The 12,076-nt window shown below is 62.8% G+C and carries 11 protein-coding genes and 1 pseudogene; 10 read left to right on the top strand and 2 right to left on the bottom strand.

Annotated features, from left to right (window positions below; genetic code table 11):
* Positions 1-643 precede the first annotated feature (643 nt).
* The gene (locus tag NKI72_RS25605; RefSeq protein WP_352832963.1) at positions 644-1,447 is read right to left on the bottom strand and encodes an IclR family transcriptional regulator; all 804 of its coding nucleotides are present in this window, start codon (positions 1,445-1,447) and stop codon (positions 644-646) included.
* Between the two features lie 239 nt (positions 1,448-1,686).
* Between NKI72_RS25605 and NKI72_RS25610 the strand changes: the two genes are divergently transcribed.
* Genes NKI72_RS25610 through NKI72_RS25625 form a run of 4 tightly spaced genes read left to right on the top strand, consistent with a single transcriptional unit; the run spans position 1,687 to position 6,196 of the window.
* The gene (locus NKI72_RS25610; protein ID WP_352851183.1) at positions 1,687-2,739 is read left to right on the top strand and encodes an ABC transporter substrate-binding protein; all 1,053 of its coding nucleotides are present in this window, start codon (positions 1,687-1,689) and stop codon (positions 2,737-2,739) included.
* 18 nt (positions 2,740-2,757) lie between these two features.
* Positions 2,758-4,266: a sugar ABC transporter ATP-binding protein gene (locus tag NKI72_RS25615; RefSeq protein WP_352832960.1), complete on the top strand. Its 1,509-nt coding sequence runs from the start codon at positions 2,758-2,760 to the stop codon at positions 4,264-4,266.
* Positions 4,263-5,228 carry an ABC transporter permease gene (locus NKI72_RS25620; RefSeq protein ID WP_352503472.1) on the top strand — a complete coding sequence of 322 codons (966 nt, stop codon included), beginning with the start codon at positions 4,263-4,265 and terminating at the stop codon, positions 5,226-5,228. The genes NKI72_RS25615 and NKI72_RS25620 overlap by 4 nt, the downstream gene beginning before the upstream one ends.
* Entirely contained in the window at positions 5,225-6,196 is a 972-nt protein-coding gene (locus tag NKI72_RS25625; RefSeq protein ID WP_352470930.1) for an ABC transporter permease, read from the top strand. The genes NKI72_RS25620 and NKI72_RS25625 overlap by 4 nt, the downstream gene beginning before the upstream one ends.
* Here NKI72_RS25625 and NKI72_RS25630 read toward each other — a convergent pair.
* The gene (locus NKI72_RS25630) at positions 6,170-7,111 is read right to left on the bottom strand and encodes an amidohydrolase family protein (protein WP_352851184.1); all 942 of its coding nucleotides are present in this window, start codon (positions 7,109-7,111) and stop codon (positions 6,170-6,172) included. The two genes, NKI72_RS25625 and NKI72_RS25630, sit on opposite strands and share 27 nt — an antisense overlap.
* A 77-nt stretch (positions 7,112-7,188) precedes the next feature.
* Between NKI72_RS25630 and NKI72_RS25635 the strand changes: the two genes are divergently transcribed.
* The 6 genes and pseudogenes from NKI72_RS25635 to NKI72_RS25660 form a co-directional block, all read left to right on the top strand.
* Positions 7,189-8,508: a type III PLP-dependent enzyme domain-containing protein gene (locus NKI72_RS25635; protein ID WP_352503469.1), complete on the top strand. Its 1,320-nt coding sequence runs from the start codon at positions 7,189-7,191 to the stop codon at positions 8,506-8,508.
* Positions 8,509-8,557: 49 nt separating this feature from the next.
* Complete coding sequence (locus NKI72_RS25640; protein WP_352470933.1) at positions 8,558-8,902, top strand: RidA family protein; 345 nt, start codon at positions 8,558-8,560, stop codon at positions 8,900-8,902.
* Positions 8,903-8,911: 9 nt separating this feature from the next.
* A complete protein-coding gene (locus NKI72_RS25645; protein WP_352470934.1) occupies positions 8,912-9,919 on the top strand; it encodes a succinylglutamate desuccinylase/aspartoacylase family protein in 1,008 nt (335 codons plus the stop codon).
* Positions 9,920-9,974: 55 nt separating this feature from the next.
* Positions 9,975-11,153 carry a hypothetical protein gene (locus NKI72_RS25650; RefSeq protein WP_352470935.1) on the top strand — a complete coding sequence of 393 codons (1,179 nt, stop codon included), beginning with the start codon at positions 9,975-9,977 and terminating at the stop codon, positions 11,151-11,153.
* A 135-nt stretch (positions 11,154-11,288) separates the two neighbouring features.
* Positions 11,289-11,672: a helix-turn-helix domain-containing protein gene (locus NKI72_RS25655; RefSeq protein WP_502899609.1), complete on the top strand. Its 384-nt coding sequence runs from the start codon at positions 11,289-11,291 to the stop codon at positions 11,670-11,672.
* Positions 11,672-11,983: pseudogene (locus NKI72_RS25660) on the top strand (HipA N-terminal domain-containing protein); the annotation flags it as partial. The gene NKI72_RS25655 and the pseudogene NKI72_RS25660, both read left to right, overlap by 1 nt.
* Positions 11,984-12,076: the final 93 nt, after the last annotated feature.

The following is a 12,076-nucleotide window of genomic DNA, read 5'->3' on the forward strand; positions in this document are numbered from 1 at the left end:
CGCGCACAGACGAAGAAATGACCTTTGATGTGCCGCCCTCAAGGCTGTCCTGGCAAGGTCGCGGTTTCGCGCTCTATCATCGAGGCCGCCCAGCAAATGACCGCGAGAATGCTTGCTGATGAGGGACACATGCTGGAACTCGAAAGCCTGGCGATCGATGTCAATCTCGCGTGTCGCCGCCGTAGGGCGTGGCACGCATTGAAGGGCGTTCCACGAAGGATCTATACCATTGTTCCAGTCGTGGCCTTCGCTGCAGGAAGTCGGGCAGTCCGCGGAATTCCAGCCAGCTTGGACAAGTGGCGAGCGCGATGTCGCCGACATGGAGCGGCGCGTCGGATTCGACCTCGCTTTCCACAAAGTCATAGGAGTGATCGCCGACGGAGGGCTCTCGATACTGGACTTCACTTCGCTTTCTCTTCTCGGTCAGCGCGTTCGGTGCTGTTCTCAGGCATGGTCGGCGACACTCCGTAGGCAGGTCTGAACCAGGCCGAAGCCGACTGCCGATTTTTCCGATCGAATATGCGATGATCTGGTAGCAGGAGCGCGCTGCCGCCTTTGCCATACTCACCGGAGTACCAGTTTCTGGCTTCGCTGCTGCGGCTGAACGAACGGACCCCACCCCAGACCTTCGCGCGCCGATTTTTTAGTAGCTTCCCGCGAGCGACAACCCACTGGCGCGCTCGCATAACAGGGCAAGCAATTCGCTGCGCCGCGCTTCTGGCGTGTCGACGGGCAACACGAAACAAAGCGTCTTGTTGATGGCTCCGTTGCCGTCGCGGATCGGCGCGGCCATGCACCAGGTGAAGCGGTCGGCCAGAGCGGCGGTCTCGCTGAAACCTTGCTGGCGCGCCAGAGCGACATCGTCGAAGAACTCGGCTGGCGCAATGACGCGGCCGTCGGGAAGCGTGTAGTCGCCAGGCGGAATGAAGTCCCGTATTTCCTGCTCGCTCATATGGCCGAGCAGCAGCCTACCGGACGCCGTCCACGGTATCGGCACCTCGACGCCTACATCGCTTGAAATCCGGAACGGGCCAGGCGAGTCCCGGCAATCAAGGACGACATATTTGGTCCCGCGCAGGCCGCACAGTTGGACGGTCTCGCCCGTCTCCGCGCCAAGTCTGTCCAGGGTTTCGATGATGCGCCGGTAATGGGCATTATGATGTGAGTAGGCCCAGCCGAACAGATGCATCGCCTTTCCGAAATAGACGTAGCCTTCCGTCCCGACATTTTCGAGCATTTCGGCTTCCAGCAGGCTGTTGACGATTTCATAAGTGGTTGAACGCGGCGCGCCGATCATCTTGGCGATGTCGCCGACGCGCATCGGCGCGCGGTGCCGCAGAAGGGCCTCGAGTAGCATGATGACGCGGTCGATCCCGCGACGCCGTTCGCCATTGCGCGGCTCGGCGCCGGCTTCCGTTTCAATTAGACCAGTGACGCCATCGCTCATGTAGGCCGCACCCGCGCAAAAATCATTCGGCCCTCGTCTCAAGACGCTTGAAAGATGTCAAGGCTCAGTCTAGCATCCCGTTTGTCCGATATACAGGCCTATTGTCTGAAATATCGGACAATAACGAGCCAGGCGCAGAAAGTCCTGACGAGAAAGACGGGCGGTTTCCGATACGGCAACCGGCGGGTTCTCTCGTCCCGATCCCGCACGTCCAGGCATAACTTCAGAAGGGAACAATCATGACGAAATCATCGTTTTTCGCGCCCGCCAGTGCCCTTTGCCTCGGCCTCCTCCTCAGCCTCGGCGCCGGTTCGCAGGCCAACGCCGCCGCTAAATGCATCAAGGGCGATCGCAAAGCGCCATATACGATCGGCTGGGCCAATATCTATTCAGTGCCGACCTGGATGAAGCAGACACAGGGCACGATCGAAGCCGAAGTCGAGACTTTGAAGAAGCAAGGCTTGGTCGACAAACTCGTCGTGACCGATGCCCAGGGCGACGCCAACGTCCAGATTCAGCAGATCCAGTCGATGATCGATTCCGATGTCGATGCCATCATCTTGATCGCTGGTTCGTCGACCGCGCCGGCGCGCGTGCTGGCGGACGCCTGCGCCAAAGGCATCGCCATCATCAACTTCGACAGCCTCGTCGATACCGACCAGGTGACCGCCAAGGTCAACACCGATTCCTCACAGTGGGGCGATCAGGCGGCCAAGTTCCTGATCGACGCCATCGGCGGCAAGGGCAAGATCCTCATCCTCAATGGCCCAGCCGGCGTTTCGGTCAGCGACGACCGGCGCAAAGGCGCCGATGCCGAGCTTAAGGCCCATCCCGATGTGAAGGTGCTTGCCGAGACGAACACGCCCTACAATGTCGCGCCCGCCCAGGAGGCCGTCACCAGCCTGCTTTTCGCCAACCCCGAAATCGACGGCATCCTGTCGCTGGGCGGCGCGTTGTCGGCGGGCGCCGTGCTCGCGCTCGACAAGCAGGGCCGCGACCAGGTGCCGATCACCGGCGAGAATGCGCGCCAGTTTCTCGAACTGTGGAAGGAAAAGGGCCTGAAGAGCTGGGCGACGATGCAGCCGAACTGGCTCGGCGCCTTCGCCACCTACACCGCCGTCCAGGCACTGGAGGGCGAGGATGTGCCGGCTTTCGTCAAGATCCCGTTGCCGGTGATCGACAATTCCAACATCGACGAATACCTCGCCCGGGCGAAGGATTTCCCGGCTGACGGTTACATCTATTCGCCGTACGATGAGGATCTATTCAAGAAGCTGCTGGCCCAAAAATAAGCCTGAAGGGTTGTAGCATTGACAACCACGGCTCCGCTTCTCGCCGCGCAGGGGGTGTCGAAGTCCTTTTTCGGCAACCCCGTTCTGCGCAACGTTTCAATCGCTCTCCAGCCCGGCCGCGTGCATGCACTGCTGGGCGAGAACGGCGCAGGTAAGTCGACACTGATCAACCTTTTGTCCGGCGCCTTGCGCCCGGACGGCGGGGCGATCGAGGTCGATGGGCGCCCGGTCTCGCGCATGACCCCCGCTAATGCGCGACAGGCCGGAATCGCCGTTGTCCAGCAGGAACTCAGCCTGACGACCAGCTTGTCCATTGCCGAAAACATCGGGCTCGGTGCCTATCCCAAGCGGTTCGGCTTGATCGACTACAACGAGCTTGCCGTCCGGGCCAGGGCCGCATGCGATCTTGTCGGGCTTTACGAACCGCTGTCTGCGCCGGTGGGGCACCTGTCCCTCGGCCGCCGGCAGATGGTGGAGATCGCCAAGGCGCTTTACCGCCGGCCGCGCGTGCTCATTCTCGACGAACCCACCTCATCGCTATCGGCAACTGAGACAAAAATCCTCAGCGACCTGCTGGAGAGGCTTCGGGGCGAGGGCATCGCTATTCTCTACATCTCACACCGACTGAACGAGGTGATGGCGCTGTGCGAGCATGTCACCGTGCTCAAGGACGGGACCTGCACGGCGGACTGCTCGCTGGAAGGAACCGATGCCGCCGGGCTGGTACGGCTGATGGTCGGCCGCGACCCCGGCGATCTCTTTCCACGATGGCGGCCTTCGCCATCGCCGGCCGACGCCATCTCGGTTCGTAAATTTTCGGCCGGCCTGATGCGCGACGTCGATCTCGACATCAGGACGGGCGAGGTGCTTGGCATTGGCGGCCTGGTCGGGCAGGGGCAGGAAGATCTGCTGCTTGGCCTCTACGGCGCGATCCCCGCCAGGACGGTATCCGCGACCGTAAACGGTGTTTCGGGTTTGCCCGGCGGCGTGCCGAACGCCAATGCGCTCGGCCTCGCTTATGTCCCGGCTGACCGCAAGCGCGAAGGCCTGCACCTGATCCATCCCATCATCACCAATATGATGCTGCCCGCCTTCGCAAGGCTGCCGGCGCTGAAGCTGCGCAGTCGGCGTGCCGAGCGCGATATGGCAAGGGGTCTCGCCGCCCAGCTTGCCATCAAGGGCGACCTCGACCGCCCGGCACAGGCACTCTCAGGTGGCAACCAGCAGAAGGTCGCGCTGGCGAAATGGATGCCACACGAGCCGCCTGTGCTTCTCCTCAACGACCCGACGCGCGGCGTCGATGTCGAGACCAAGCGTGAGATCTACATGATGCTTCGCAAACTCGCCGCCGCCGGCAAGGCGATCGTGCTGCTCAGTTCCGACACACCCGAACTGGTGCACCTTTGCGACCGCGTCGGCGTGGTCCGCGAAGGCCGCATCGTGGCCATGCTCGAGCGCGAGGCACTGAGCGAGGAAGCCATCGTTTCCGCCGCAATGGGCGCCGAACAGCAGAAAGTTGCGGCATGAGCGCGGTCGCATCCTCAAGCCAAGCCGGCGCGCTCTACTGGCCGGTTCAGCTGCGCCGCAATGTCGGCGTGCGCAGCCTGTTCGCTGTGGTCCTGGCGTTCGTCATTGCTTACGGTTTCCTGTTTCCCGGCCTCTTGACAGCGTCCGGTTTCGCCAAATTCACCCAGAGCTGGTTTCCGCTGGCGCTGGTCGCCATGGCCCAGGCGATCCTCATGCTCACCGGCGGCATAAGCCTGGCCATCGGCGCCATGGTCAGCCTGGGCGCAGTGATCGCTGCGACGACGATGACTGGACCGCTGGGCGTAGCCGGCGGTGCCGCTGCGGTGGCGCTGACCGGTCTCGGCATCGGTGCCGCGATCGGGTTCATCGTCGTGAAACTTCGGTTGCCGGCGATCGTGGTGACGCTGGCTGGCTCCTTCATTATCGGCGGCGCTGCCCTGCTCATCCTGCCGAGGCCGGGGGGCGCCATACCCGAGTGGCTGTCGGACCTGCTTGCCGGCAACACGCCGGCGGCATTCGTGCTGCTGGTACTCATCGTGGTTTTGTGGAAACTCTATCTCGCCACGCCGCTTGGTTTGAGCATCTATGCTGCAGGCGAAAATCCCGTCGGCGCTTACCGCTCCAGCGTGCCGGTCGACGGTGCCCGGATCGCCGCCTACGCGATTAGCGGCCTGCTTTGCACAGGCGCCGGCCTGTTCATCGCCGCGCAAACGGGTTCGGGCGATCCAGTCATCGGCACGGCGTTCACGCTGAATTCCATAGCCGCCGCAGTGCTCGGCGGCATCGGTTTCCTTGGCGGCCAAGGTACCATGCGCGGCGCTCTTGCGGGCAGCCTGCTGCTCAGCCTGATGATCAGTGTCATGTTCTTCCTCGGCTTCACGCCGGTCGCCCAATATGTCGCCCAGGGCCTCATCATCATCGGGGCGGTCGCCATCCCGCAATTCCGCAAGGTGCAGCAATGACAGCACGGAAAGTCAGTGTGAGCGGCAGGCGCGCCGTGACGATTTTGCGCAGCCGGCCCTTCCTTACGATCGCTATAGTTGCGGCGGTATGGATCGCGGCGAGCTTCGCTTCACCTGGCTTCGGCGCTTATGGGCATTTGCGCTATTTGGTTGAATTGGGCGCGGTGGTCGGCCTGGTCGCGGCGGGCCAAACTTTCGTGGTGATTGCCGGCGGAATCGACCTTTCCGTCGCGGCGATCGTCACGGTTAGCGCTGTCAGCCTGCCGCTGCTTTCATGGCAGGCGGATCCGACAGGGCTCACCGCCGTTCTTGCAGTTCTCACGTTGACGAGCGCAATCGGTCTGGTGAACGGGCTGGGCGTGGCGCTGTTGCGCGTTCATCCAATGATCATGACGCTGGCGATGGCGACATTCCTGCAAGGTCTGCTGATCATCATCGCCGGCGGCAGTGCCGTGACCGCCGAGAACCCGCTGGTCCGCTGGCTCGGCAATGCGCGGCCGGTCGGTATTCCGGCAGGCGTGCTTTTGTGGGTGGTCATTTCAGTGATCGTTCTGACCACGATGCATGCGACATCCCTTGGCGCCCGGATATTCGCGATGGGCGCCAATCCGCTCGCCGCGGCGCTGTCCGGGGTTCCCGTCGCCTCGACCACGCTGGCGGTCTACGGCATCAGCGGCTTCTGTGCGGGACTTGCCGGTGTGTTGGTCCTCGGCATGAACGGACAAGGCTATGTCGGTATCGGCGATCCTTATCTGCTCGCCTCGATTGCCGCCGTGGTGCTTGGCGGCACCTCGATCCTCGGCGGGCTCGGCACCTATGCCGGCACCATCCCCGGCGCCATCCTGCTGGTTACGATCACGGCGCTGATCACCGTGGTCAACGCATCGCCTGGCTGGCGCAGTATCCTGTTCGGGTCGCTGATCCTGGGGCTGCTGCTTCTCTCAGGCAGAGAGCAGGCCCGCCGATGACATATCGTCCAGCCGATAAATGCGCCGTGCATTGCCGTAGAACAGTGCCGTCTGCTCGTCCGCGGAAAGCTCTCCTGCAATGGCCTTGAAGCTGTCATACACCGCATCGAACGATGCATGCAGGCCGGCGACCGGAAAGTCGCTGCCGAACATCGCGCGCCGCGTACCGAAACAGTCGATGCAATGCATGACAACCGACCTTAGGCTGTCGAGCGTCCAATCATGATCGTAGGCGACCAGATCCGACATCTTGATGGCGACGTTCTCGCGCTCCGACAAAAGCCGCAGCCCCTCGCGCCACACCCGCATTCCGTCCGCATCGCGATCGATCGGGCTGCCGCAATGGTTGAGAACAAAGAGCTGGTCTGGAAAGGCCGCTGCGAGGCGCGCCGCGCCGGTGAGCTGGCGCGGAAACACCATCAGGTCGAAAACCAGCCGGCGGCGCCCAAGCAGGGACAGGCCGGCACGCCAGGCCGGATCGTCCATGATGCCGTCGCGGGCGGCAAAACGACGGGCGGGATCAGGATCCCAGCTCAGTATGTCGCGTACGCCGACGACACGGTCGAATGCCGCCTGCGCCTGGACCAGCGCCGGCGCTTGGCGGTTCGCCAGAGGTACGTGAACGACGTAACGGGCGGCCACGCCGCGCGACTTGTCGAGGGTTTCAAGCCACCGCGTTTCACCCACGCAGTCATCCCCGGCCCAACCGGCTTCAATATGGACGGTGGCGACGACACTGTGCTGGCCGGCGTCGCGCAAATAATCTTCAGGAAGGTAGTTTCGCCGCAAGGGGCCAAGCTCGCCCAGACCGCCGCGTTCGCCAGCCGTGGGCGCGAGCCAGGGATGGCGGCCGAGGCCGAGATCCCACAGGTGATGGTGGGCATCGATGATCGGTCCGCAGTAACGCTTTGGCACGCATCTCTCTCATGGTGTGGCCGGCATCGGAAATCGATCCGGACTTCATCCTGCGAAAGCGAAAGGACTAGCATCGGATGACCGAAAACTCACCCGTACTGTCGCTCGCGACCCGTGAAAATTTCCTGCTCGACGATCGTATCCGCGGCGTTCCGCCTGGCACCCTCGGCCTGGACAGCAGCTTTGTCGCATCTGAGCGCTGGCATCCAGCGCATGGACGTATGTCGTTGCCGGTGTTGACCCTCGACGAGGAGGCCTTCATCGCCAATCGTGACCTGTTCCTGGGGTATGCGCGAGAACAGGGCGCCGTGATCGCCCCGCATGCCAAGACCCCGATGGCGCCGGACCTTGCCCGGTCCCTGGTCGAGGCCGGAGCATGGGGCACGACCGTCGCCGACATAAGGCAGGCCACAGTGATGCTCAGATCCGGGCTCTCTCGGCTGATCATCGCCAACGAGGTCGGCGGACCAGGTGGTGCGAACCGACTTGCTGTCCTTGTCGGCGCCTGGCCAAGCGCCGAGTTCTACGTTTTTGCCGACTCTTTCGACGCCGTGAATGCGCTTGCTGAAGCTTGGCGCGCCAATGCGACGCTGCCGCCATTGCGCGTGCTCGTCGAACTTGGTGCGGGGAGGGCAGGCGCCCGGACCACCGGCGAAGCCGAGGCGATCGCCGACGCGGTTGTAGCTGCCGGAGGGCGGCTGCTGATCGCCGGCGTCGCAGCCTACGAAGGTGCCGCGGCGCAAGCCGATCCTGGCCGTACCGATGAGGCGATATCCGCGCTGTTGGCAATGACAGCCGATATGTTCCTGCGGCTTCGCGCCCGCGTCGGCGGCGACACCCCGCTGATCGCCACCGCCGGCGGCTCGGTGTACTTCGACAAGGTGGTCGCAGCGCTTTCGCCCCTCGTCTCCAGGGACGGCAATGCCACGTTGGTGCTGCGCAGCGGCGCCATCTTCTTTCACGACCATGGCGTCTACGACAGGTCGCTCGGCGCACTCGATGCCCGCGACGGTTTTGCGATCGGCGGCGTCGGTGCTTCCGCACGAAATTCCTTCCATCCGGCTTTACGTCTTTGGGCCGAGGTACTGTCGCGGCCGGAGCCCGGCCTTGCTATCTGCGGTATGGGCATGCGCGACGTGTCGTTCGACCAGGGCTTTCCGAAGGTCGTGACCATCTTTCGTGCCGGCAAGCAGCTGCCGAAAGCGCGTGCCGAGGTCTTCAAGCTCAACGACCAGCACGCCTTCCTGACAATTGCGTCGGGCGACGATATTGCCGTTGGTGACGTCGTTGAATTCGGCATCTCGCACCCCTGCACCTGCCTCGATCGCTATCGCGTGATCTTCGGCGCCGACGCGGCCGGGTATGTCCGCCACGCCTTTCCTACCTATTTCGGCTGAGCAGATATCGCGGCCACTTCCAAAAAAGAGAACCTCGAAAGGATCTGATATGATCAAGTACTTCCAGTCCGGCTCCCGCATGTCTCAGGCGGTCGTCTATGGCGGCCTCGTGCACATCGCAGGCCAGGTGGCAGACGACCGCAAGGCCGGCATCGAGGGTCAGACGAGCGACGTGCTCTCCAAGGTCGAGGCGCTCCTTGTTGAGGCCGGCAGCAGCAAGTCGAGGCTAGTGGCGATCAACATCTTCCTGCCGCAGATCGCCGACTTCGATGCCATGAACAGCATCTACGATGCCTGGGTGGATCCTGCGCGCCTGCCGGCGCGCGCCTGTGTCGAGGCGCGTCTCGCCGATCCCGATCTCCGCATAGAGGTCACTGCGATCGCAGCTATCTGAGCCGCCGCCATGCACACCGGCCTCAGCCATACGCTCGACTTCGACCGGGACGGCAAGACACTCGGCCATCTCAGCATTCCGTTTTCGATCGACCGTTCGCCCTATTTCCAGGTCAAGGTCCCGATCTGCCTTGTCCGCAACGGCGAAGGCCCGTCGGTGCTTCTGATGGCCGGCAATCACGGCGACGAATATGAAGGCGAGCTGTCGTTGGCAAAGCTGGTGCGCCGGCTCGATCCCAAGCAGATCAAGGGTCGCGTCACCATCCTGCCGATGGCGAACGTGCCGGCGGTGATCGCCGCAAAGCGCTGCTCGCCACTCGACGGCGGCAATCTCAACCGCGCCTTTCCGGGCGACCCGTCAGGCACGCCAACAAGCCGGCTTGCCAATTTCCTGGAGATGGAACTGTTTCCCCGCCACGACGTCATCTTCGACATTCATTCTGGCGGCACCTCGATGGAGCATCTGCCGACCGCGCTTGTCGAGCACAATACCGATCCCGACCGGCACCGGCGCGGTGTGGAGCTAATGCGGACGCTCAGCATGCCCTATGGGTTCGTGGCCGACAACGGCCAGGCCTCACCGACCTCCATGGGTGCGGCGCGCCGGGCCGGCGCCATCGGCGTCAGCGGAGAGTTCGGCGGCGGTGGCACTGTCACGGTCGATACGATGGAGATTACCGCCCGCGCACTCGACGCCCTGATGGCCGCCTTGGGAGTGGTTGAGGCGCCGGTTCTTGCACCGGCAACCGGACCTTCGGCGCCGACGCGGCTTCTTTCGTTGTCTCGGCACAGTCAGGGCCTTTATGCCACAAGCCGTGGTTGGTTCGAGCCGGCAGTCAGGCTGGGCGACAGCGTGACTTCAGGCCAACTGGCGGGCTGGTACCACGACCTCGAACGACTCGACCTCGCCGAGCAAGCCCTGCACTTCCTCGAAAGCGGCATTGTGCTTTCGCGCCGGCTGCACACGATGTGCGAGGCGGGAGACTGCCTCATGCAGGTCGCCGAGCCGGTCGACTGATAAGAAGCCCTCCCGACCATACGCCCATATCAGGATCAAGACTGAGGATAACCGGATGCAACTGTCGATGTGGACCTATCCTTGGGATGTCCAGGATCTGGGCTTGGAGATGGTCGAGCGCGATCTTGTCGAGCGTGCCGGGCTCAACATGATCAGTCTGGCGACTTCCTATCACGCTGGCCGGTTTCTGCAGCCGCGCAGCCCGCGCCGGAAAGCCTATTTTCCGGAAGACGGAACCATCTATTTCAAGCCAGATGCGGCACACTGGGCCGACCTAGCCATCCAGCCCAAGGTGGCGAAGGTGATCATGGAAGGCGGCGATGTGCTTGGCGACCTTGTCCGCCGGCGCGAGGTGGGCGGGCTGGGCGTTTCGTGTTGGACGGTCTGCTTGCACAACACCCGGCTCGGCATGCTTCATCCGCAGGCCGTAACCCGCAACGCCTTCGGCGATGCCAACTACTACAATCTCTGCCCATCACATCCGGAAGCGCGCGCTTATGTCCGCGCGCTGATCGCCGATATCTCGCACAGCTACAGGCCGGACCGGATCGAGCTTGAAAGCCCGTCATTCATGGGCTTCGCCCACGAATACCATCATGAGAAAGACGGTGTCGGGCTGATGCCGGAAGACGATTTTCTGTTGTCGATATGTTTCTGCCCGTCCTGCCTTGCGCGCGCGGCCGAGGCCGGCGTCGACGGCGAAGTAGCGCGCAAGCTCGTCGGGCAATGGATCGTCGAGACCTGCGAGCGCGCCGTGCCCGAACGGCGCTTTCCAGACTTTCCGGGGAGCGGCCTCGACACTTTTTTGCCATGGCCGGAACTCCATGGCTACCTGCTGTGGCGGTTCGAACCGGTGACCAGCCTGGTCGCCGAACTGCGCGAGGTGGCCAATCCGGCGACCCGCGTTGTCATCATCGATTTGAAAGACGGTTGGCTGGGCGGCTGCGATCTCGCGGCGCTCGGCAAGGTCTGTGACGGGGCAATCCTGTGTGCCTACGACATGCAGCCCGGCGATGTCGCCAGCCTGATGGCGGCCGGACGCGCAGCCCTTGGCGTGAAAAAGTTCCTCGGCGCCGGCTACCGGCTGTTCTATCCGGAAATGGCCGGCCCCGACATCCTCACCGCCAAGGTCAAAGCTGCGATGGCGCCGGATGTCGACGGCATCAATTTTTACAATTATGGCCTTGTCCCTGCCGCACGCCTCGATTGGGTGAGTGCCGCAAGATCCGTTTGAAAAACCGATCCGTTGCCGCAGTCTGCTAGGACTGACCTCACTTTGCCTTGGAGCTTTATGAGCATGCCGGCTATTCGCTTCGGTCACATTGGCCGGCGGCGGCCGGACAAGCTGAAAGCATGGCGGTGACGGTCCATGCGGATCGAAGATCATACGCCGACCATATTGCTGCTTATACGCTTCAAAGTATACAAAATTCGATACGGAAAAGCGTATATTGAAATTTATCTGCGCGAGCGTATAATACCATGGCTAGAGAGGTATGCTGTGGACCAAATCGCCCGAACACCCAAGCAAATTGGAGATGCCGTCCGCCGGCAGCGTCGCAAGCTCCGCCTCAACCAGACCAATGTCGGGGACCAAACGATGCTGCGTCAGGCGACCATCTCGGCCGTCGAGAGTGGCGCGCCTGGGACCCAGCTCGGAACGCTTTGCGATATTCTCGCAGCGCTCGACCTCGAATTCGTCGTCCGCCCTCGTACCAAGGCAAAGCCGGCTGAGATCGAGGACATCTTCTGATGGCTCGTCCGCGGCAGCACATCCCGCTAAATGTCTTCTTGAACAGCCGTCTCGTCGGGCGGCTGAATAGACAATCCAGCGGCGCGATCGATTTTCAGTACGATCCGTCCTGGCTTGCTTGGGAGCACGCGCTGCCCGTCTCGCTATCACTGCCTCTGCGTGAAGATCGTTATATCGGTGCGCCCGTCATCGCCGTCTTCGACAATCTCCTGCCCGACAACGTCCCCATTCGCCGCCGTATGGCGGAGCGTGTTCATGCTCAAGGAATAGACGCTTACGACCTGCTTGCCGCTGTCGGGCGCGATTGTGTGCGTATTCCGACGAAGCCGGCCATCGATTCCGATTTGAAGCCGGCCGGTCATTCCGATTTCAATCCGGCCGGTGTTCCGATTTGAAGCCGGCCA

It is taken from the genome of Mesorhizobium sp. M0437 (assembly GCF_040321335.1).
In the GTDB taxonomy this organism is placed as follows: Bacteria; Pseudomonadota; Alphaproteobacteria; order Rhizobiales; family Rhizobiaceae; genus Mesorhizobium.

Excerpts from the sequence above, each read along its gene's own strand:
- NKI72_RS25605 (WP_352832963.1), bottom strand. The coding sequence starts at position 1,447 with ATGAGCGATGGCGTCACTGGTCTAATTGAAACGGAAGCCGGCGCCGAG.
- NKI72_RS25650 (WP_352470935.1), top strand. The coding sequence starts at position 9,975 with ATGCAACTGTCGATGTGGACCTATCCTTGGGATGTCCAGGATCTGGGC.
- NKI72_RS25640 (WP_352470933.1), top strand. The coding sequence starts at position 8,558 with ATGATCAAGTACTTCCAGTCCGGCTCCCGCATGTCTCAGGCGGTCGTC.
- NKI72_RS25610 (WP_352851183.1), top strand. The coding sequence starts at position 1,687 with ATGACGAAATCATCGTTTTTCGCGCCCGCCAGTGCCCTTTGCCTCGGC.
- NKI72_RS25645 (WP_352470934.1), top strand. The coding sequence starts at position 8,912 with ATGCACACCGGCCTCAGCCATACGCTCGACTTCGACCGGGACGGCAAG.
- NKI72_RS25625 (WP_352470930.1), top strand. The coding sequence starts at position 5,225 with ATGACAGCACGGAAAGTCAGTGTGAGCGGCAGGCGCGCCGTGACGATT.
- NKI72_RS25655 (WP_502899609.1), top strand. The coding sequence starts at position 11,289 with ATGCGGATCGAAGATCATACGCCGACCATATTGCTGCTTATACGCTTC.
- NKI72_RS25635 (WP_352503469.1), top strand. The coding sequence starts at position 7,189 with ATGACCGAAAACTCACCCGTACTGTCGCTCGCGACCCGTGAAAATTTC.
- NKI72_RS25620 (WP_352503472.1), top strand. The coding sequence starts at position 4,263 with ATGAGCGCGGTCGCATCCTCAAGCCAAGCCGGCGCGCTCTACTGGCCG.